This window comes from Chromohalobacter beijerinckii (assembly GCF_023061185.1).
Lineage (GTDB): Bacteria > Pseudomonadota > Gammaproteobacteria > Pseudomonadales > Halomonadaceae > Chromohalobacter > Chromohalobacter beijerinckii.
On record NZ_JAKGAK010000011.1, the window covers coordinates 13,241 to 30,556 of the forward strand.

The 17,316-nt window shown below is 61.1% G+C and carries 17 protein-coding genes; 1 reads left to right on the forward strand and 16 read right to left on the reverse strand.

The window, feature by feature from the left end:
• Positions 1-27: 27 nt before the first annotated feature.
• The 6 genes from L1075_RS09700 to L1075_RS09730 form a co-directional block, all read right to left on the reverse strand.
• Complete coding sequence (locus L1075_RS09700; RefSeq protein ID WP_040239230.1) at positions 28-1,659, reverse strand: NAD+ synthase; 1,632 nt, start codon at positions 1,657-1,659, stop codon at positions 28-30.
• A 108-nt stretch (positions 1,660-1,767) separates the two neighbouring features.
• Entirely contained in the window at positions 1,768-2,856 is a 1,089-nt protein-coding gene (thiO, locus tag L1075_RS09705) for a glycine oxidase ThiO (protein WP_246941631.1), read from the reverse strand.
• 89 nt (positions 2,857-2,945) lie between these two features.
• Positions 2,946-3,320, reverse strand: coding sequence for a type IV pilin protein (locus tag L1075_RS15740; protein WP_281504139.1), 375 nt, complete (start codon positions 3,318-3,320; stop codon positions 2,946-2,948).
• Between the two features lie 46 nt (positions 3,321-3,366).
• Positions 3,367-3,966 carry a pilus assembly PilX family protein gene (locus tag L1075_RS09720; RefSeq protein WP_246941633.1) on the reverse strand — a complete coding sequence of 200 codons (600 nt, stop codon included), beginning with the start codon at positions 3,964-3,966 and terminating at the stop codon, positions 3,367-3,369.
• A 29-nt stretch (positions 3,967-3,995) separates the two neighbouring features.
• Entirely contained in the window at positions 3,996-4,763 is a 768-nt protein-coding gene (locus L1075_RS09725; protein WP_246941635.1) for a PilW family protein, read from the reverse strand.
• Positions 4,726-5,187, reverse strand: a complete 462-nt coding sequence (locus tag L1075_RS09730; RefSeq protein WP_281504140.1) for a prepilin-type N-terminal cleavage/methylation domain-containing protein — start codon at positions 5,185-5,187, stop codon at positions 4,726-4,728. The genes L1075_RS09725 and L1075_RS09730 overlap by 38 nt, the downstream gene beginning before the upstream one ends.
• Before the next feature lie 92 nt (positions 5,188-5,279).
• Here L1075_RS09730 and L1075_RS09735 point away from each other — a divergent pair, with 92 nt between their 5' ends.
• On the forward strand, positions 5,280-5,795 hold the full coding sequence (locus L1075_RS09735) for a GspH/FimT family pseudopilin (RefSeq protein WP_246941637.1): 516 nt from the start codon (positions 5,280-5,282) through the stop codon (positions 5,793-5,795).
• Position 5,796: 1 nt separating this feature from the next.
• Here L1075_RS09735 and L1075_RS09740 read toward each other — a convergent pair whose 3' ends face one another.
• The 10 genes from L1075_RS09740 to murJ all read right to left on the reverse strand — a co-directional run bounded on the left by L1075_RS09740 (position 5,797) and on the right by murJ (position 17,257).
• Positions 5,797-7,869 (reverse strand): polymer-forming cytoskeletal protein, encoded by a 2,073-nt coding sequence (locus L1075_RS09740; RefSeq protein ID WP_246941639.1) that lies wholly within the window; start codon positions 7,867-7,869, stop codon positions 5,797-5,799.
• Positions 7,870-7,886: 17 nt separating this feature from the next.
• Positions 7,887-8,495: a prepilin-type N-terminal cleavage/methylation domain-containing protein gene (locus L1075_RS09745; RefSeq protein WP_246941641.1), complete on the reverse strand. Its 609-nt coding sequence runs from the start codon at positions 8,493-8,495 to the stop codon at positions 7,887-7,889.
• Complete coding sequence (gene pilV, locus L1075_RS09750; protein ID WP_246941683.1) at positions 8,488-8,943, reverse strand: type IV pilus modification protein PilV; 456 nt, start codon at positions 8,941-8,943, stop codon at positions 8,488-8,490. The genes L1075_RS09745 and pilV overlap by 8 nt, the downstream gene beginning before the upstream one ends.
• Positions 8,943-9,485, reverse strand: coding sequence for a GspH/FimT family pseudopilin (locus tag L1075_RS09755; protein WP_246941643.1), 543 nt, complete (start codon positions 9,483-9,485; stop codon positions 8,943-8,945). The genes pilV and L1075_RS09755 overlap by 1 nt, the downstream gene beginning before the upstream one ends.
• A gap of 130 nt (positions 9,486-9,615) precedes the next feature.
• Complete coding sequence (ispH, locus tag L1075_RS09760) at positions 9,616-10,569, reverse strand: 4-hydroxy-3-methylbut-2-enyl diphosphate reductase (protein ID WP_246941645.1); 954 nt, start codon at positions 10,567-10,569, stop codon at positions 9,616-9,618.
• A 61-nt stretch (positions 10,570-10,630) separates the two neighbouring features.
• The gene (fkpB, locus tag L1075_RS09765; RefSeq protein ID WP_246941647.1) at positions 10,631-11,074 is read right to left on the reverse strand and encodes an FKBP-type peptidyl-prolyl cis-trans isomerase; all 444 of its coding nucleotides are present in this window, start codon (positions 11,072-11,074) and stop codon (positions 10,631-10,633) included.
• Positions 11,067-11,573 (reverse strand): signal peptidase II, encoded by a 507-nt coding sequence (lspA, locus tag L1075_RS09770; RefSeq protein WP_378111809.1) that lies wholly within the window; start codon positions 11,571-11,573, stop codon positions 11,067-11,069. Before lspA ends, fkpB begins: the two co-directional genes overlap by 8 nt.
• Positions 11,574-11,665: 92 nt before the next feature.
• On the reverse strand, positions 11,666-14,506 hold the full coding sequence (ileS, locus tag L1075_RS09775) for an isoleucine--tRNA ligase (RefSeq protein ID WP_246941651.1): 2,841 nt from the start codon (positions 14,504-14,506) through the stop codon (positions 11,666-11,668).
• A 9-nt stretch (positions 14,507-14,515) separates the two neighbouring features.
• Positions 14,516-15,583, reverse strand: a complete 1,068-nt coding sequence (gene ribF / locus L1075_RS09780) for a bifunctional riboflavin kinase/FAD synthetase (RefSeq protein WP_178999526.1) — start codon at positions 15,581-15,583, stop codon at positions 14,516-14,518.
• Between the two features lie 75 nt (positions 15,584-15,658).
• The gene (gene murJ, locus L1075_RS09785) at positions 15,659-17,257 is read right to left on the reverse strand and encodes a murein biosynthesis integral membrane protein MurJ (protein WP_378111812.1); all 1,599 of its coding nucleotides are present in this window, start codon (positions 17,255-17,257) and stop codon (positions 15,659-15,661) included.
• Between the last annotated feature and the right edge of the window lie 59 nt (positions 17,258-17,316).

Here is a 17,316-nt window from a genome sequence, read left to right on the forward strand (position 1 = left end):
CTTATAGCTCCCCGGCGACAGCCGGGGTCATTCCCCCGGCTGCCAGCCGTTGACGATGGGATAACGACGATCGCGCCCGAAACCGCGCGCGGTCACGCGAACCCCCACCGGCGCCTGACGCCGCTTGTATTCGCTACGGTCGACCAATTTCACGACCCGGTAGACATCCTCGCTGGCGAAACCGGCATCGATGATCGCCTCGGCACTCATATCGCCTTCGATATAACGCTCGAGGATAGCGTCCAACTCGTCGTAACCCGGCAAGGAGTCGCTGTCCGCTTGGCCCGGTGCAAGCTCGGCGGAAGGCGGGCGCGTGATGACACGCTCGGGAATCGCCGGCTCCTGCGCATTGCGCCACTTGGCAAGGCGATACACCCATGTCTTGTAGACGTCCTTGAGCGCGTTGTAGCCACCCACCATATCGCCATACAGCGTGGCATAGCCCACCGCCATCTCACTCTTGTTGCCGGTGCTCAGCACCATCAGCCCTTTCTTGTTGGAAAGCGCCATCAACAGTACGCCCCGGCAACGCGATTGCAGGTTCTCCTCGGTGGTATCGCGCTCAGTCCCGGCGAAACTCTCTTCCAACGTCGAGGTGAAAGCTTCCACCATCGGCGCAATAGGCATAACCTCGTAATGCACGCCGAGCAACTCGGCTTGCGCGGCCGCATCCGCCTTGGAGATATCCGCCGTGTAGTGATAGGGCATCATCACCGCCTGCACGCGCTCGGGGCCCAACGCATCGACTGCGATGGCCAGCGACAGGGCGGAATCGATCCCCCCTGAAAGCCCTAGCACCACGCCCTGAAAGCCGCTCTTATTGACGTAGTCGCGAAGCCCGGTCACCAGTGCACAATAGAGGCTTTCTTCCGACGCCAGCAGCGGTTCGCATTCGCCGGCCTCGGGCGCCCATGCGCCTTCAGCGTCGGTAAAGCGTACCGGCATCAAGCCGACTTCCCAGAACGGCGCACGTACCGCAACCTCGCCCTGGGCGTCGAGCACCAGCGAGCCTCCATCGAAGACCAGCTCGTCTTGGCCACCAATCTGGTTGAGATAGACCAGCGGCCGCGCGGCCGACTGAGCACGACGGGCGAATAACCGTTCGCGCTCGAGCGGCTTGTCGCGGTGATAGGGCGAGGCATTGAGCGTGATCAGGATATCGGCGCCGGCCTCGACACTCTGCGTCACCGGAGCACCGTCCCACAGATCCTCACAAACCAGGATGCCCAGTTTGGCGCCGCCATGCTCGACGACCAGCGGCGAGTGCCCCGGAGTGAAATAGCGCTGCTCGTCGAATACCTGATAGTTGGGCAGCGCCTGCTTGGCATATTCGCCAAGCCATTCGCCGTTGTACAACACGCCCGCCAGGTTATGCAGCCGGCCATCGCGCCTGCCGGGATAGCCGATGACCACCATCACGTCTCGCGATACTTTGCGCGCCATCGTCGCACGCGCCTCTTCCAGGCGTGTTTCCATCGATTCGCGCAGCAGCAAGTCTTCCGGCGGATAACCGGTCAGGAACAGTTCGGGGAAGACCACCACATCGGCGCGGTGTTCGATGCGCGCTTCGCGCACGGCTTCGATGGCCTGTGCGGTATTGCCGGGAATATCGCCCACCAGCGGGTCGAGCTGGGCCATCACCAGAGTCAGGTCTTGCATGAGCGGAAAGCGCCTCTCTCATTGCGATTGGCTGTGGAAACTGCCGTCGAGACGGCCTCATGGCTGTATTGTCACGCAACGCCGGCTCGCTGGCAAAACGCCTTGTCGTCAGACGCCACCTAGCCGGTAGGGGGCGGGATCGACCACCGGCGCGCGTTGCAGCAGTTGATCGACCAGCAGACGCGTCGACGCCGGCGCCAGCACCAAGCCATTGCGATAATGGCCGGCATTGACCCATAACCCCTCGATGCCGGGTACCGCGCCGATGGACGGCACGCCATCCGGCGAACCGGGGCGCAAGCCGGCCCAGTGATGCTCCACCGGGCACTCGGCCAGCGCCGGCACGATCGACAGCGCGCTATCGTAAAGCGAGCTCTTTGCTGTCTCGGTGGTACGCTGATCGAAACCCACCTCTTCCAAGGTGGAGCCGGCAACGACACGCCCATCGCCACGCGGAATCACGTAACGGCCATCCTTCAGCACCACGCGCTCGACCAATCCGGGCGACGCCTTGAACAGAATCATCTGCCCACGCACCGGACGCACCGGCAGTGTTACACCGATACCCGCCAGCAGCTGGCCGGCCCAGGCGCCGCCACATACCACTACGCGCTCGGCGGCTTCATGTCCCGCCGATGTCCGAACGCCGCGAAGGTGTCCATCCGCCACATCCAGCGCTTCGACCTCGACATGCTCGCGCAGGGTGACGTTAGGCATCGCCTGCAGGCGGGCCCTCAGCGCCTTGCACAAGCGCGGATTACGAATGCTACCCAAGGTCGGCATCCACAGCGCCGAGTCGAAACCGGGCGCGGCATTGGGCTCCTTGGCGTAAATCGTCTCCGCTCCGACCCGTTCCAGGGGCTTGCCAACCTCGCGCGCCCACGCGAGCGCCTGAGGCTCATCATCGACACGCAGATACAGGAGCCCTCGCTGGCGATACTCGGGATCGATACCGGTTTCTTCCAGCAGGCGCAGCGACAATTCGGGATAGGCGCCTTCGGAATAACGCGACAAGGCGGAAATCGGCGCGCTATAGCGCCAGGGATACAACGGGGAGACGATGCCGCCACCGGCCCAGGAGGCCTCGCGGCCACATTCGCCGCGTTCGAGCAGGGTGACGTGGCGGCCAGCGTCGGCGAGTTGCAGGGCCGTCATCATGCCGATGACGCCGCCTCCAGCGATCAAGAATTCACTCACACGGGCACTCGTTCTTGGCTGGCGAAACCCGCAATCTATCATGCGACGCTCAGCAAGGCAGCGCCTGCCATTGCTTGACTCTCAATGTGTCACCAGCATTTTTCTGGCTGTTTTTGCCCGGTATCGTACAGCTTCAGCACGCCACATTGATCCCCGCTTTGGCTATTGATCGGTATGGCCTTTAGCAGGAAACCATTGCCCTTCTCTTTATTAGGATTTCGCAGGGCTTCAAACTTGTACGCGTCGCTTTTCTCCTGCTTCGCGCCATCGGTATCGTAGAGATTATCTTGCGTGTACTGACGCTCCATCCGGTATGCCCACTGCGTCAGCGTGGCCTGGGCGTCGGTCCGTTGCGCCTTGCGTACATAATCGGTGTACGAGGGAATGGCAATCGCTGCCAAGATCCCGATGATGACCATGACGATCATCAGCTCGATCAGGGTAAAACCGCGGGCTCGATGCATGGCATGGACTCCTGAAAACGAAAACGAGACGTTCAACGCAAGGTACTCAGCGCAAGACCTCGCGCCACGCCGGACGAGTGGGCCCCTCGGGAGAACGGGTAACGCGCGTGTCGTCATTATCGGCCTGCGCCTGGCGGGCTTGAATCAATGCCTCGCCTGACTCGCGAGGCAACATCAGCGTAACGCGGCGCTCGAGTACCGCATGCGTTACCTGGCGTGTACCCCAGCCGAACGCGGTCACCTCGATACGTGCTTGGCAGGGCGCGTCGGCCTCGGAACACGAGCTCGTCAGGACAGTCAGCGTCATCCAAGGCGGCTCGTGAGTATCGAGAGGCATGGGTGCCCCGCTATCGCCATAGGCCACGCCGTCACGTCGCCAACGAGCAGCCGACCATTGGCTGGCATGCGACGCCTGTGGCATCAGGCAATCAGGCGCCGTGCAGTCGCCTTGGGCGTCGGGCAGTGTGTAATCCGCATGACGCAATCGCCATTCGCCTTCTTTGAGTGCTGCCTGCGCTGCTTGAAACGCAACTTGTCGATCCATGACGTTGCGCGCCATGCGCTCCTGCAGGACCGCGCCCTGCAAGCCGGCGAGTCCCAACGCCGTCATCGCCATCAGCAGAATCAGCGCGACGATCAGCGTCATGCCCCGTTCCCGAGAGGGGCCGCTGACGTTCACGATGACGTGTCACCCTGCGAGGTGACAAGCGGCGGGGATGCCACATTACGCAGAGCCACGCTCGTGGCGTACACCCGATACAGGCGACGATCCGGTGCCGTGACGGTTTCGCCATCGAAGACATAGGATGATGCCGTGTCGACGAGTCCATCCTGCCGCGAGGCCACCAGCAATTCGATGCTCACACCCTTGACGCTGGCCCAATCGCCGACGCCCGCGGCACGACGCCAACGACCCTCGACGAAATAGCGCAGCGCCATGGCCTCGACATTCGCATCGAGCGGCTGGGGAGACGTGCCATCCACCGCGCAGTCCAGCCCCTGCGAGGCATTCAGCGATAGCGTCGCCCGCGTGATGTCAGCACTCTCGAGACCCCCGCCCAGGCAATCCTGCAGAGGCTCATCCGTGCTGCCGTAATAGCGGACCCGCAAGGTGCTGCCGTTCCCCGCCACGATAGCGCCCTGGGCAAATTGCGATGTCGCCGGAAAGGTCTGCGCCTTTTGCCATTCGGCATACCCCGCCTTGCGTAGCTCCCGTGTCAGCACGTCAGTCACGAAGCGACCGCTCTCCTGCACCTGGGCCAGTTGCGTTTGCAAGCGGTACTGATGCTGATAGGCAATGAACAGGTCAATGACGCCAAGCAGCACGATCATGCTCAGCGCCAGGCTCACCATCAACTCGATCAGCGACACCCCGCTTTGACGGCGCCGCCCCGGAGTGGGTCGCTCAAAGTCGGGTCTGTAATCGATATTGCCGCTGCCCATCGTCATCACTCCAGCTCACACGCGGCGATCGCCAGACCACCTTCACCATCGCCGTCGCCACATCGTCATCGCCCGTCACCTCGATGCAGCCTTGCGCCTGGGGCAGCGCGCTAACCAGTCCCGTCAGCCAGGCACTTACCTGGGCCGATGCGGCGTTGCCGGGGTCGTCACTGCACGGCTGATCATAGGCACCGGCCAGCGCGCCGTGACGGTCGATGCGCAAGCGTTCGAGCATGGCCCCCACCCGCTGCACCGCCTGAGACTCGGCATCGGCATGCCGCTGGGCACGCAGTGCCTGGGTCTGTGTAGCCGTCAAACCCAGCATGCCGAAAGATAAAATGAACAGCGTGATCAGCACTTCGATCAAGCTGAAACCCGGCGTACATCCATGCCGTGACCGCGCGCCCCTATGTGTTGCCCTCATCGTATTTGCTCGACTGCCAAGACTACTTTATAAACAAACAAAGTAAATACTAATATAAAGTAAGGCAATCGATGCATCCAAAATCGCGGCACATGCGAGGAATGACACTGCTCGAATTGCTCGTGATCATCGTCATTGTCGGCCTGCTCACCACCCAGGGCGTCCCCGCCATGGGTCATGTGCTACGCGATCAACGCTTGCAGGCCGCCAGCCATACGCTCTATCAGGCGCTCTATTACGCGCGCAGTGAGGCTATTCGCCAAGGCGTGCCGGTGATGATGGTGAGTGATTCAGATGGCTGGGAACAGGGTTGGCGCATATTCGCCGATCGCGACGACGATGGCGAGCAATCGCCCTCGGAGCCGACACTACGCGCGGGTGGCGCCCCACCCGGCGGACTCCGGCTGCACGCCAATCAGCCCTTGCGTCGCTACGTGCGTTACGCGTCGAACGGCTACTCGATTCGTGCCTCCGGCAGCTTTCAGATTGGCAGCTTCTATCTATGCACGGCCAAGGCGACGACACCGGCACGGCGGATCGTGCTGAGCCGTGGCGGCCGGGTACGCATCGAGCGCCTGCCCGATGGTGACACTGCCTGCGCGCGATGACTCAGTCCGCGTTGCCGTATGACAAGCCTTCTAGAGACCAACCGGAGGCGCTGGAGTTATCATCGCCGTTGTCACCACTTCCGTCACCGTCGTCTCCTCCACCGCCCGGACCAACGGTCGACTCCATCAGTGCTTCGTCATAGTGAATGCCGGCACCGCCGGAAACCTCGACACGCCGTCCTTTCACGGCACCATACAATCCCCCCCCAGCGGCAACATTGACGGTGCTGTAAGGCGCGAAGATGGTGCCCTTGAATGCGGAGGCTCCGGTGATATTGACGCCGGCGTTCCAGCCGCTGGCACCCTCATCGTTATAGGTCGAGTAGAGAGATAGGATTGGATTGCCGTCGTCGTCAGTCGGGCTGTCAGACGCCACATTGAGATTGCTGCTCAGGTTGAAACGCCCCTTCTCGGTGACGATCTTCAACGAACTGCCCTCGGCGACGCTGAACGTGGCACCGCCGCCAATATCGACATCGCCTTTGACGTAGAGCGTCATATCACCGCCATCGACGACGAAGTTGGCACTGCCATTCAGCGAAAAACTGTCCAGCACAAGGACGTTGGTGGGCTCGGGAAAGATGCCATCGACCGGGACGTCGCGTGAGACCTTGTAGCGCTCGGGATTCGGCACGCTGTTGTTATTACGATCAGACGACACCTGGAGCCCATTCGGCGTCAGCGTATAAGTCTGGCTGCCACCACCAATCGATAGGCTTCCCGATGAGGCGTAAGGTTCCAGCGCATCGGTCAAGTCGCTGATCGTCGCCCCATCGCTCGTGGTAAACGCTTCACAGCTTTGTTGTCCATCCTCCCCTTCAGTGGGCTCGGTAACGACTTCAGGTACTTCCGCAACGTCCGGCGAAGCGGGCTTGATAGCTCCCCCCACCTGCTCGGCCACATCGCGATTACTCGTCGTGCGCACGACCGGCGCGGTGGCATTGCCATCGATGCGCGAACTCCAGTTGCCGGTGACGATTTCCTTGTTTGCCTCGACGTTACCTTGCACATGCCCGCTACTGGTCAAGCGCACCGCCTTGCGTGAGGCGACATTCCCCCCAACATTCGCACCGCCACCATTAATCGTGACATCACCATTGGCGCGGATATTTCCAGAAACACTGCCTCCATTCACCATCTCGACCGACCCACGGCTGCTAACATCGCCTTGAATATCAGCCCCGCCATTACGAATCACGATATCTCCGTCCGCTTTCAGATCGCCATGGATCGTGCCGGAGTTACCGACGACGATTCGCCCCGCAGACTCTACATCTCCGTAGACCGGCTGCCCGCTACTCAGGACGATATCGCCTTCCTGAGAACCCTCTTTCTTATAACTGGATTTTATTGTGGCATTACTTTTATTAGCATTACCATTTTCACCGTACTTTCCATCACGGGAATCGTAACTATCAATAACCCCACCGCCTGATGCGTTAACCCCGTCACAGCCAACCAATGCATCTTGGTAAGGACCAGGAGAACTACCAATAGAATAAACGGCACTCAGAATATCTTGCCCACTTTTACCACTAAACTCACCATCACTATCACTTAAACCCCTTACCCCCCAAAAAATCACCTTTACTCTATCGCCTTCGAGCTTTACGACCTCTTTAATGCCAGCCTGAGTAAAGGCGTACTTTATATCTTCATCGCCAGACTCTTCTTCATTGCTACCCTTGCTTTCTTTATCGCTACCCTTCGCATCATCCTGAGCCCTACTTTTGCGCTCATCAGCGGACAACGAAAGAAGGCCTTTATGGTCTTCATACGAAATGATAGACTTTTTGCCCTCAACCTCCTTACCCTCAAGAATCTCGCCCACCTTATTCTCAACTTCGACCTTCCAACTTTTCTCTTTATCTAAGCCAGCACTTTTATCATTATTTTCAAATCGCCAAAAAGCCTCGTCCGCGCCCGCCTCGTAATTATTGGTGCGTACATAATTACCGGCTTGGCGCTCTTGATACTTCTTGACAGACATGCTGGAAATAACAGCCCCGGACGCCACCGTCAGCAGCAGCATTCCCACAACGAGCACGAACCCGGACTGTTTCGATGCCTTCATCTTCCTACTCCTAACGCCTAAGTAAGATCACGCTTAGCCAGATGGAAGGACACACTTTTACTAGAGCATTCTTCACAACCATGATCATAGTAATTGATAACTACGACGACACCTCTTGGGCTCTGACCCGTCTCACACTCTTTTGTATCTTCTCCTGTAGCGGATAAGCGACAAAATTGGATTGACTCTATTCCCGCCACATTTCCAGACGATAAATTAACGATCTTCTTACTTTTAGCACCATTTCCAGGCTGACACAAAAAATCGGCGCCATCAGCATAATAACTTACCGACCCTGCAGAGCTTTGCCCATTTTGATCAGCCCCCGCCCCTGGACATTTTATTTTTTTAATACCATCACTTGCCGTCGAATTAAACGACGTCAATGTGAGCCGACTTCCTTCATCACTTACTTCGATTTCCTTCGCCACCTTGACGGAAGAAGCGAGCGCCCGATGTATATACATCAGCTCGTCTTGCAGCTTGTAATTGTTATCCCGCTGCTCACTAACACTACTGATCGCTTGGTACGCCGTGATCGTGCCGCCGAGGATGATCAAGCCAAGAAACATGCTGATCATCATTTCGATCAGCGTGAAGCCTCGTTGGCGATGCTGGTTATTCATCCGCTGGCTCCTCGCATGGCAAGAAGGTGACAAGTTCCACGGTGTTATCGTCTTCACTGCCCCACTCAACGGTCAGAGTATAATAGCGTCCATATTCATTGTTATTGTCAGAAAAAGGGGCACTCTTATTGGCGGTTGCGCCAGGCAAAAGTACCTGCGTACCTTCGCCTAGGGCTGCGACATCGCCCTGCCACTTACTCAAAAGCCCTTCAGGGCCCTTAAGATTCTCACAAGTTTCATCCTGCTGCGCCCAGGCGCGTTCGTTCATGTCTCGGACCATGATGGTGGCGATTGTCGTATTGAGACTCTCGCGGGCGGACTGCAAAGACGTGAGCTGCATCGCGGCGAGCCCCAGCATGCCGATGGAGAGGATGGTCAGCGCCACCAGCACTTCGATCAGACCGAAGCCGCGTTGGGCACGAGGGAGGGGCTGCATCGGCAGTGCCATCACGAGCCGCACTCCTCGCCCGGCTCGGCGACATAAGCTCGTCCGGTCATCGTCAAGCACACTTGGCGTGAGGCGCCGTCCGACAGTCCCGCATGGCTGAGACGCCACTCGGTGCCACCGCCGGGATATCCAAGTTCATCGAAGCTCAAGCTGGCAGGTGGCGAGGGGTTATCAGCGATGTCGAGTCGCTCGGGAAACGGTTGATGGACGGCGATCGTGTCTTTTGCCTTCGTGTCATCATCAAAAGTGGCCTTTAATAGCCAACCTTTTGCCCAGTCGTCGCCCCCGCATGTCGCCCCGTCGGCACTCGCACACAGCGTGACCTCATCCTCGCGCATGATGGCTTCACCGCGCGCCAGGCGCAGCGCGGCGACTAGTTCATTGCTGGCGTCGGTGAGCTGTTGCTGCTGGCGCAAGGACTGAAAGCTGGGCACGGCGATGCTTGCCATGATCGCAAAGATCACCAGCACGATCAGCAATTCGAGGAGGGAGAAACCACGGCTATGCGACACGTGGCGAAGGCGATAAGCACGATGCGGCACGTACGACTTCCTGATCAGTGAAGCGGCGCGTTACGTACGCGGCATGGGGCGATACCCCATGCGCTTTGCCAATGTAGCGTACTTTGCAACGAATTGTAACGCTCACATCACATCGAAGGCGTGGTACCTCTCACTCGCTGGCGATCACCTGCTCACGCAGTTCCTTGGGCATGGAGAAGACGATGTCTTCCGCCTGCCCGGCCAGTTCATTGGGGTCCTCGGCACCCAGCGACTTGAGCCGGTCGATGACCGCCTGCACGAGGACTTCCGGTGCGCTGGCACCGGCCGTGATGCCGATGGTTTCCACGCCATCTACCCATTCGGGGCGGATCTGCTCGGCGGTATCGATCAGATACGCCGGCGTGCCGGTGCGCTCGGCCAATTCGCGCAGGCGGTTGGAATTGGAACTGTTGGGGCTGCCCACCACGAGCACCAGGCCGCTTTCGCTAGCCAGTTCACGCACCGCGTCCTGACGATTCTGCGTGGCATAGCAGATATCGTCCTTGCGCGGCCCGTCGATACGCGGGAACTTCTCACGCAGGGCGTCGATGACCCTTGAGGTGTCATCCATGGACAGCGTGGTCTGGGTGACGAATGCCAGCCGGTCAGGGTCGTTGACCTCGAGGCTCGCCACGTCCTGCTCGTCCTCGACGAGATGGATCTGACCGCCGAAGGAGGTATCGTAACGTCCCATGGTGCCCTCGACCTCGGGATGGCCGGCATGCCCGATGAGCACGCACTCCTGACCACGCTTGGCGTAGCGCAGGACTTCCATATGCACCTTGGTGACCAGCGGGCAGGTGGCGTCGAAGATACGCAGTCCACGCCGCTCGGCCTCTTCCTGGACCGCACGCGACACGCCGTGGGCGGAGAAGATGACGATCACGTCGTCGGGGATTTCATGCAATTCCTCGACGAATACCGCCCCGCGCTCGCGCAGACTATCCACCACGAAGCGGTTGTGGACGACTTCGTGACGCACGTAGATGGGCGGCCCGAACACATCGAGCGCGCGATTGACGATCTCGATGGCGCGGTCTACGCCGGCACAGAAACCGCGTGGATTGGCCAGCTTGATTTGCATGCTTACCTCGCCTCGATGCGCCGTGGCATCGTATCGATGGGCGGCGTGCGCCCGTCAAAACTTAATGGGTCGTGGCCGGGCGAACCTCGATCACCTCCACCTCGAAGGTCAGGGTACGCCCCGCCAGCGGGTGATTGAAGTCCACATCGACATTACGCTCGTCGATCTCGGCGATGACGCCGGGCAGCTCGCCGCCGCCCGGGTCGGTGAACGACATCATCGTGCCGACCTCGAGCTCGTCGTCGAACTGGTCGCGCGGCAGGCGCTGCACGTTCTGCGGATTGTGCTGGCCGAAGCCGTGCTCGGGAGTAATGGTAAAACGACCGGTCTCGCCATCGGTCATGCCCTTGAGCGGGGTCTCGAACCCCGGCGGCAGATTACCATCGCCGACCTGGAACGTCGCCGGTGACTTGTCACGGGTGGAATCGATCACCGTCTCGTCTTCCAGTTTGACGGTGAAATGCAACGTCACTTCCATCCCATCGCCGATACGGTACTCACTCATGGGGGTCTCTCTTATCGGATGTTGCCGTGTTTCGTCGGCCGTCACGCAGGGAGGCCAGAATCAAGCCAATGGCCCCCAAGGTGATGGCGGTATCGGCCAAGTTAAAGGCGGGGAAGTAATTTCCCTGCCAATGAAACGACAGAAAGTCGACCACGTAGCCATGCACCAGACGATCGTAGAGATTCCCCAACGCACCACCGATCACCAACGCAATCGCCGCGGCCGACAGCCGTTCATCGGCTTTGAGACGCGTCAACCACACGGTCAGGCCGATGCTCACGGCGAGAGCGATGGCCGCGAACAGCCAGCGTTGCCACCCCGAGTGATCGGCCAGGAAACTGAACGCCGCGCCGGTATTGTGCAGCAGCGTGAAGTTGAACACCGGCAATAATTCGACAGGTTGTGCATAGATCAAGTAAGTGCTGGCGAGCAGCTTGCTGCCCAGATCCAGCACGATCACAAGCAGCGCCAGCCATAGCCAGCGCAGGGGCCGCTTCATAGGCGGCGATACCGATCGATCAGGCGTTGCAGCGTCGTTCATTCGAGCCTCTCATATCATGATCAAGCGGCGCTATGGCCCGTAATGCGTCATCAGGCATAACGGCGCGTTTCGCCCGGCCCGTCGGGCAGGTTGCTCAGGCAACGACCGCACAGGTTCGGGTCGGCGGCATGCGTCCCCACATCTGCGCGGTGATGCCAGCAGCGCTCGCACTTGGTGTGCGGACTTTCCATCACACCCACATTTAGGCCATCGAGCTCGCTGGCCTCGGCCTGCTCGCTGCCCGCTGCGTCCAGCGACGCCAGATGCACTTCGCTGGTCAACAGCACGAAACGTAGTTCATCGCCGAGCTGCGACAAGGTCTCGCGCACGTCATCGTTAGCGTAGAGCGTGACCTCGGCGGCGAGGCTATTGCGTATCACCTTGGCGTTACGCGCGTCTTCCAGGCACTTGTTGACCGCCTGCTTGACCTCGAGCACCCGCGACCAAAACTCACGGCCCATGGCGGCATCCGCCTTCAGGGTCGTCAGATGCGGATAGTATTCCTCCAGCAGCACGCTATCGCCGCGCGCACCGGGGATGGCCTCGTAGATTTCCTCGGCGGTGAAGGACAAAATCGGCGCCACCCAGCGCACCAACGCCTCGACCACATGATAGAGCGCCGTCTGGCAGCTGCGGCGCGCGAGCGAGTCAGCCTGGGTGGTGTACTGACGATCCTTGATCACGTCCAGGTAGAAGCCGCCCAGCTCATGCGCGCAGAAGTCGTGCACCTGCTGGTAGACGTCACGGAAACGGTAGTCGTCATAGGCCGTCCGCATGCGCTCCTGAAGTTGCGCAGCGCGATCCACCGCCCACTGATCAAGCGCCAGCATGTCCTCGAAAGCCACGGCGTCACGCGCGGGATCGAAGCCATTCAAGTTGGCCAGCAAGAAGCGCGCGGTGTTGCGGATACGCCGGTAGACGTCGGCGGTGCGCTTCAGGATCTCGTCGGAGACCGCCATCTCGCCGGAATAGTCGGTGGAAGCCACCCACAAGCGCAGGATATCGGCGCCCAGCTTGTCCATCACCTGCTGCGGCGCGATGACGTTGCCCATCGACTTGGACATCTTGCGGCCCTTCTCGTCGACGGTGAAGCCGTGTGTCAGCAGCGCCTTGTAGGGCGCATGGCCGTCGATGGCGCAACCGGTGAGCAACGACGAATGGAACCAGCCGCGATGCTGGTCGGAGCCTTCGAGATACAGATCGGCGCGCGGCCCTTGCGCGTGCCCCAGCGAATGCGAGCCCCGCAAGACATGCCAATGCGTGGTTCCGGAATCGAACCACACATCCAGGGTATCGGTGACTTTCTCGTAGTCGCTGGCCTCGGAGCCCAGCAGCTCTTGTGCATCGAGACGGAACCAGGCATCGATGCCCTCGGCTTCGACACGCTTGGCGACCTCTTCCATCAGCGCGACGGTGCGCGGATGCCACTCCCCGGTCTGCTTGTGCAGGAAGAATGGAATCGGCACCCCCCAGTTGCGCTGGCGCGAAATGCACCAGTCAGGACGATTGGCGATCATCGAGTGCAGCCGCGCCTTGCCCCAGGCAGGGACGAACTGCGTCGCCTCGACGCCATCCAGCGCGCGCTGACGCAGGGTGCGCCCCGTATCGTCCTCGCGGTCCATGCCCACGAACCACTGGGCGGTCGCGCGGTAGATGACCGGCGTCTTGTGACGCCAGCAGTGCATGTAGCTGTGCGTGATCGGCGTGTGCACCATCAGCGCGTTCACTTCACGCAGCTTGTCGACGATCTGAGGGTTGGCCTTCCAGATCATCTCGCCGCCGAAGAACGGCAGATCATCGCGGTACACGCCATTGCCCTGTACGGGGTTGAGCATGTCATCGAAGCTCATGCCGTGCGCGCGGCAGGTCATGAAATCGTCCAGGCCGTATGACGGCGCCGAGTGGACGATCCCCGTGCTGCCTTCTTCCACGGTCACGTAGTCGGCAAGATACACCGGCGCCATACGCTCGTAGAAAGGATGCTGGAAATTGATGAACTCCAGCGACGCGCCCGTCGTCGTGGCCACGACATCGCCCTCGAGGCCATAGCGCGCCAGACAGCTTTCGACCAGCTCCTCGGCGAGCACCAGCAGCCGCTCGCCGGTATCCACCAGCGCGTAGGTGAAGTCGGGATGCACGTTCAGCGCCTGGTTGGCGGGAATGGTCCATGGCGTGGTGGTCCAGATGACGATCGCCGCCGGCTTGTCGAGCGACGTGAGCCCAAACGCCGTCGCTAGCTTGGCGGGATCGGCGGCGGTGAAGGCGACATCGATGGCATCGGACTTCTTGTCGGCGTACTCGACTTCCGCCTCGGCCAGGGCCGAGCCACAATCGAAGCACCAGTTGACCGGCTTCAGTCCTTTGAAGACGTAACCGCCCTCGACCATCTTCGCCAGCGCGCGAATCTCACCCGCTTCGTTGGCGAAGTCCATGGTCCGGTAGGGGTGCTCCCAGTCGCCGATCACGCCCAGGCGCACGAAGTCGGTCTTCTGCGCTTCGATCTGCGCCCCCGCGTACTCGCGACATAGATCGCGTGCTTCACCGGCGGCGAGATGCTTGCCGTGAGTGGTCTCGACCTTGTGCTCGATGGGCAAACCGTGACAGTCCCAACCAGGCACATAGGGCGCATCGTACCCCGCCAGCGCCTTCGACTTGACGACGATGTCTTTGAGAATCTTGTTGACGGCGTGACCGATGTGAATACTGCCGTTGGCATAAGGAGGGCCATCGTGCAGTACGAAGCTCTCACGGCCGGCGCGTGCTTCGCGCAGGCGCTCGTAGAGGTTCATGTCCTGCCACTGCGATACCCGCCCCGGTTCACGCTTGGGCAACATGCCGCGCATGGGGAAGTCGGTTTCGGGGAGGTTCAGGGTATGTTTGTAATCGCTCATAGCGGAAGGTCAGCCATCGTCTTGGTCGGCCGGGCGAGCGCCGGCCGAGGAGTCGGAAGTCGAAGGCTCGGGCGCCAGGGGCGCCGAGGCCAGCGGATAAGTCCAGCCAGTCGAAGCACACGGCAGCTCGAGCGCGGTGGCATCGAGCGGTGTCGCCGTGCGGAAATAGCGACGTGCCTGCGCCAGATCAGCATGAATCTGACGCGTCAGGGCCTCCAGCCCCGGAAAATTGACCTCGCCTCGCAGCCGCGCGCAGGGCACGACCGTAAGGCGCTGGCCATAGAGGTCACCCTCGAAATCGAACAGATGCACCTCCAGCACCGGCCGCGAGCTGCCCACCGTCGGCCGCCAGCCTATATTGGCCGCCCCCAGCAGCTCGCGACCATCGGGCAACCGCGTGACGCAGGCATAGATACCGCGTAATGCCAGGGAACGCGACGTCAACGGCAGATTAGCGGTGGGCACGCCGATGGTGCGTCCCAACTGCCGGTCGGCAACCACGCGCCCCGAGAGTTGATAGGGCCGCCCCAACAACCGCGCGGCCTGGGCGAAATTGCCGCTGGCCAGCAAGGTGCGTATCCGAGTACTCGAGACGCGTTCATCGTCGAGGGCAAAGGTACGCGTATGCTCGACCTCAAAACCACGGTGCTCGCCCACGCGTTGCAGCAACGCGAAATCGCCCGCCCGGTCACAGCCGAAGCGGAAGTCGTCTCCCACGACGAGATGCTTGACCCCCAGGCCGCGGATCAGCACGCGCTCGATGAACTCATCGGCCGTCAGACTTCGCAGAGCAGCATTGAAGGGCAGGCAGACGATACGCTCGGCGCCATATTCGGCCAGCAGCTCGACCTTGTCGCGCAATCTGCTCAAACGAGGCGGCGCCTGCTCGCCGGCAAAATACTCACGCGGCTGGGGCTCGAAGACGACCACCGTCATCGGCAACCCCAACGCCGTGGCGCGACTCTTGAGCTGATCGAGGATCGCCTGATGGCCACGATGTACGCCATCGAAATTGCCGATCGTCGCCACGCACGGGCCCGCCTCGCGCAGATTGTGCAGTCCTCTGATCAGTTCCATATGCCGTTCATATGCCGGTGAAACGTTCGATTATAACCAAGGGGGCCACGCCTGACAGCCATGCCTGCCCTACCATCAGCCACCCAGACGGAAATGCCTGAGGCGCACGCCGCACAGCGCCAGCCATCCAAAGTAGACCAGGGCGCCGCCCAGGGTCAGTCCGAGCAATGTTGCCGCGCGCTGCCATACGCCCCAGGCCAGCCACTGCTGCCATTCGGGGCATAGCCACCAAAGCCCGGCTCCCATGACGACGCAGCCGCCGCCCAGTGTCAACGCGTAGCGTCCCCAGCCCGGCTGAAACGTCAGTACGCCGCGCCGGCGTAGCCCCCAGCCCAGCAAGCCAGCATTGAGAAACGCCGATAGCGCCGTGGCCAGCGCCAACCCCGCATGCGCCAGCGGCCAGATCAACAGCAGGTTCAAGACCATGTTGGCGACCATCGCCACGACCCCGATCTTGACCGGCGTCTTGGTATCCTGGCGCGCGAAGTACCCCGGCGCCAGCACCTTGATGAGCATGAAAGGCAACAGACCTAACGCATAGGCCCGCATGCTGCGTGCCGCCATCACGATATCGTGATCCGTCATCGCCCCATAGTGAAACAAGCTCACCAGCAATGGCTCGGCCAGCAACACCAAGGCCAAGGCCGCGGGCAGCCCGACCAATAGCACCGCGCGCAACGCCCAGTCGAGCATCTTCGCAAAGTGCTCTGACGACTGCTCGGCATGGCGCTTGGAGAGGGCCGGCAGGATCACCGTGCCCAGTGCCACGCCGAACACGCCCAGCGGCAACTCCACCAGGCGATCCGAGTAGTAGAGCCAAGACACGCTACCTGACGCCAGCAGCGACGCCAGCACGGTATCCAGCAACAGGTTGATCTGCGACACCGATACCCCGAACAACGCCGGCGCCATCAGCGCCAGGATGCGACGCACACCCGGGTGCCGGAAGTTGGGCCAGGGACGCGGCGTCAGCCCCAAACGCGCCAGGAACGGCACCTGAAACCCCAACTGAACGACACCCGCGATCAGCACCCCCCAGGCCAGCGCCATGGCCGGGTCCTGCATCCAGGGCGTCAGGCCCAACGCCGCGCCGATCAACGACAGATTGAGCAGCACCGGGGTGAACGCCGGCACGGCGAAACGGTTCCAGGTGTTGAGCACGCTACCCGCGAAGGCGGTGAGCGAAATCAGCCACAGATAGGGAAACGTCAAACGTAGCATGTCGGCGGTCAGCGCCAGCTTGCCCGGGTCAGCGCTGAAACCTGGCGCGAATAGCCACACCAGCCAGGGCGCGAGGAGCACCGCCACGGCGCTGAGCAGGGCAAGTATCACACCAAGACTGCCCGATACCGCATCGAGCAGTTCGCGTACCTCTTCACGGGTCCGTTGGGTGGCATACTCAGACAGCACCGGAATGAACGCCTGATTGAAGGCGCCCTCGGCGAACAGGCGACGCATGAAGTTGGGGATCTTGAAGGCGACGAAGAAGGCATCCGCACCGCTGCCGGCCCCGAACAAGGCCGCGATCACGACATCGCGCGCCAGCCCCAGCACGCGCGAGAGCATGGTCATCGTGCTGACCACCATCCCCGAGCGCAACAGACCGCCACGCGCCGGTCGCTTCGCTGCCGACTCGCCGTCTTCCGGCGCTGCCTGCGATTGCTTACTCGTCACCGACTACCTCCACACCTCCGACGCCCAAGCGCCACTTACAAAAAAACCGGCCGAAGCCG

Bases quoted from the DNA above. Each gene is read 5' to 3' on its own strand.
- L1075_RS09740 (WP_246941639.1), bottom strand. From the start codon at position 7,869: ATGAAGGCATCGAAACAGTCCGGGTTCGTGCTCGTTGTGGGAATGCTG.
- L1075_RS09735 (WP_246941637.1), top strand. From the start codon at position 5,280: ATGCGAGGAATGACACTGCTCGAATTGCTCGTGATCATCGTCATTGTC.
- L1075_RS09745 (WP_246941641.1), bottom strand. From the start codon at position 8,495: ATGAATAACCAGCATCGCCAACGAGGCTTCACGCTGATCGAAATGATG.
- ribF (WP_178999526.1), bottom strand. From the start codon at position 15,583: ATGGAACTGATCAGAGGACTGCACAATCTGCGCGAGGCGGGCCCGTGC.
- pilV (WP_246941683.1), bottom strand. From the start codon at position 8,943: ATGGCACTGCCGATGCAGCCCCTCCCTCGTGCCCAACGCGGCTTCGGT.
- L1075_RS09700 (WP_040239230.1), bottom strand. From the start codon at position 1,659: ATGCAAGACCTGACTCTGGTGATGGCCCAGCTCGACCCGCTGGTGGGC.
- L1075_RS09725 (WP_246941635.1), bottom strand. From the start codon at position 4,763: ATGGGCAGCGGCAATATCGATTACAGACCCGACTTTGAGCGACCCACT.
- ispH (WP_246941645.1), bottom strand. From the start codon at position 10,569: ATGCAAATCAAGCTGGCCAATCCACGCGGTTTCTGTGCCGGCGTAGAC.
- ileS (WP_246941651.1), bottom strand. From the start codon at position 14,506: ATGAGCGATTACAAACATACCCTGAACCTCCCCGAAACCGACTTCCCC.
- lspA (WP_378111809.1), bottom strand. From the start codon at position 11,573: ATGAAGCGGCCCCTGCGCTGGCTATGGCTGGCGCTGCTTGTGATCGTG.
- L1075_RS09730 (WP_281504140.1), bottom strand. From the start codon at position 5,187: ATGAGGGCAACACATAGGGGCGCGCGGTCACGGCATGGATGTACGCCG.
- fkpB (WP_246941647.1), bottom strand. From the start codon at position 11,074: ATGAGTGAGTACCGTATCGGCGATGGGATGGAAGTGACGTTGCATTTC.
- L1075_RS09720 (WP_246941633.1), bottom strand. From the start codon at position 3,966: ATGACGCTGATCGTCGCGCTGATTCTGCTGATGGCGATGACGGCGTTG.
- L1075_RS15740 (WP_281504139.1), bottom strand. From the start codon at position 3,320: ATGCATCGAGCCCGCGGTTTTACCCTGATCGAGCTGATGATCGTCATG.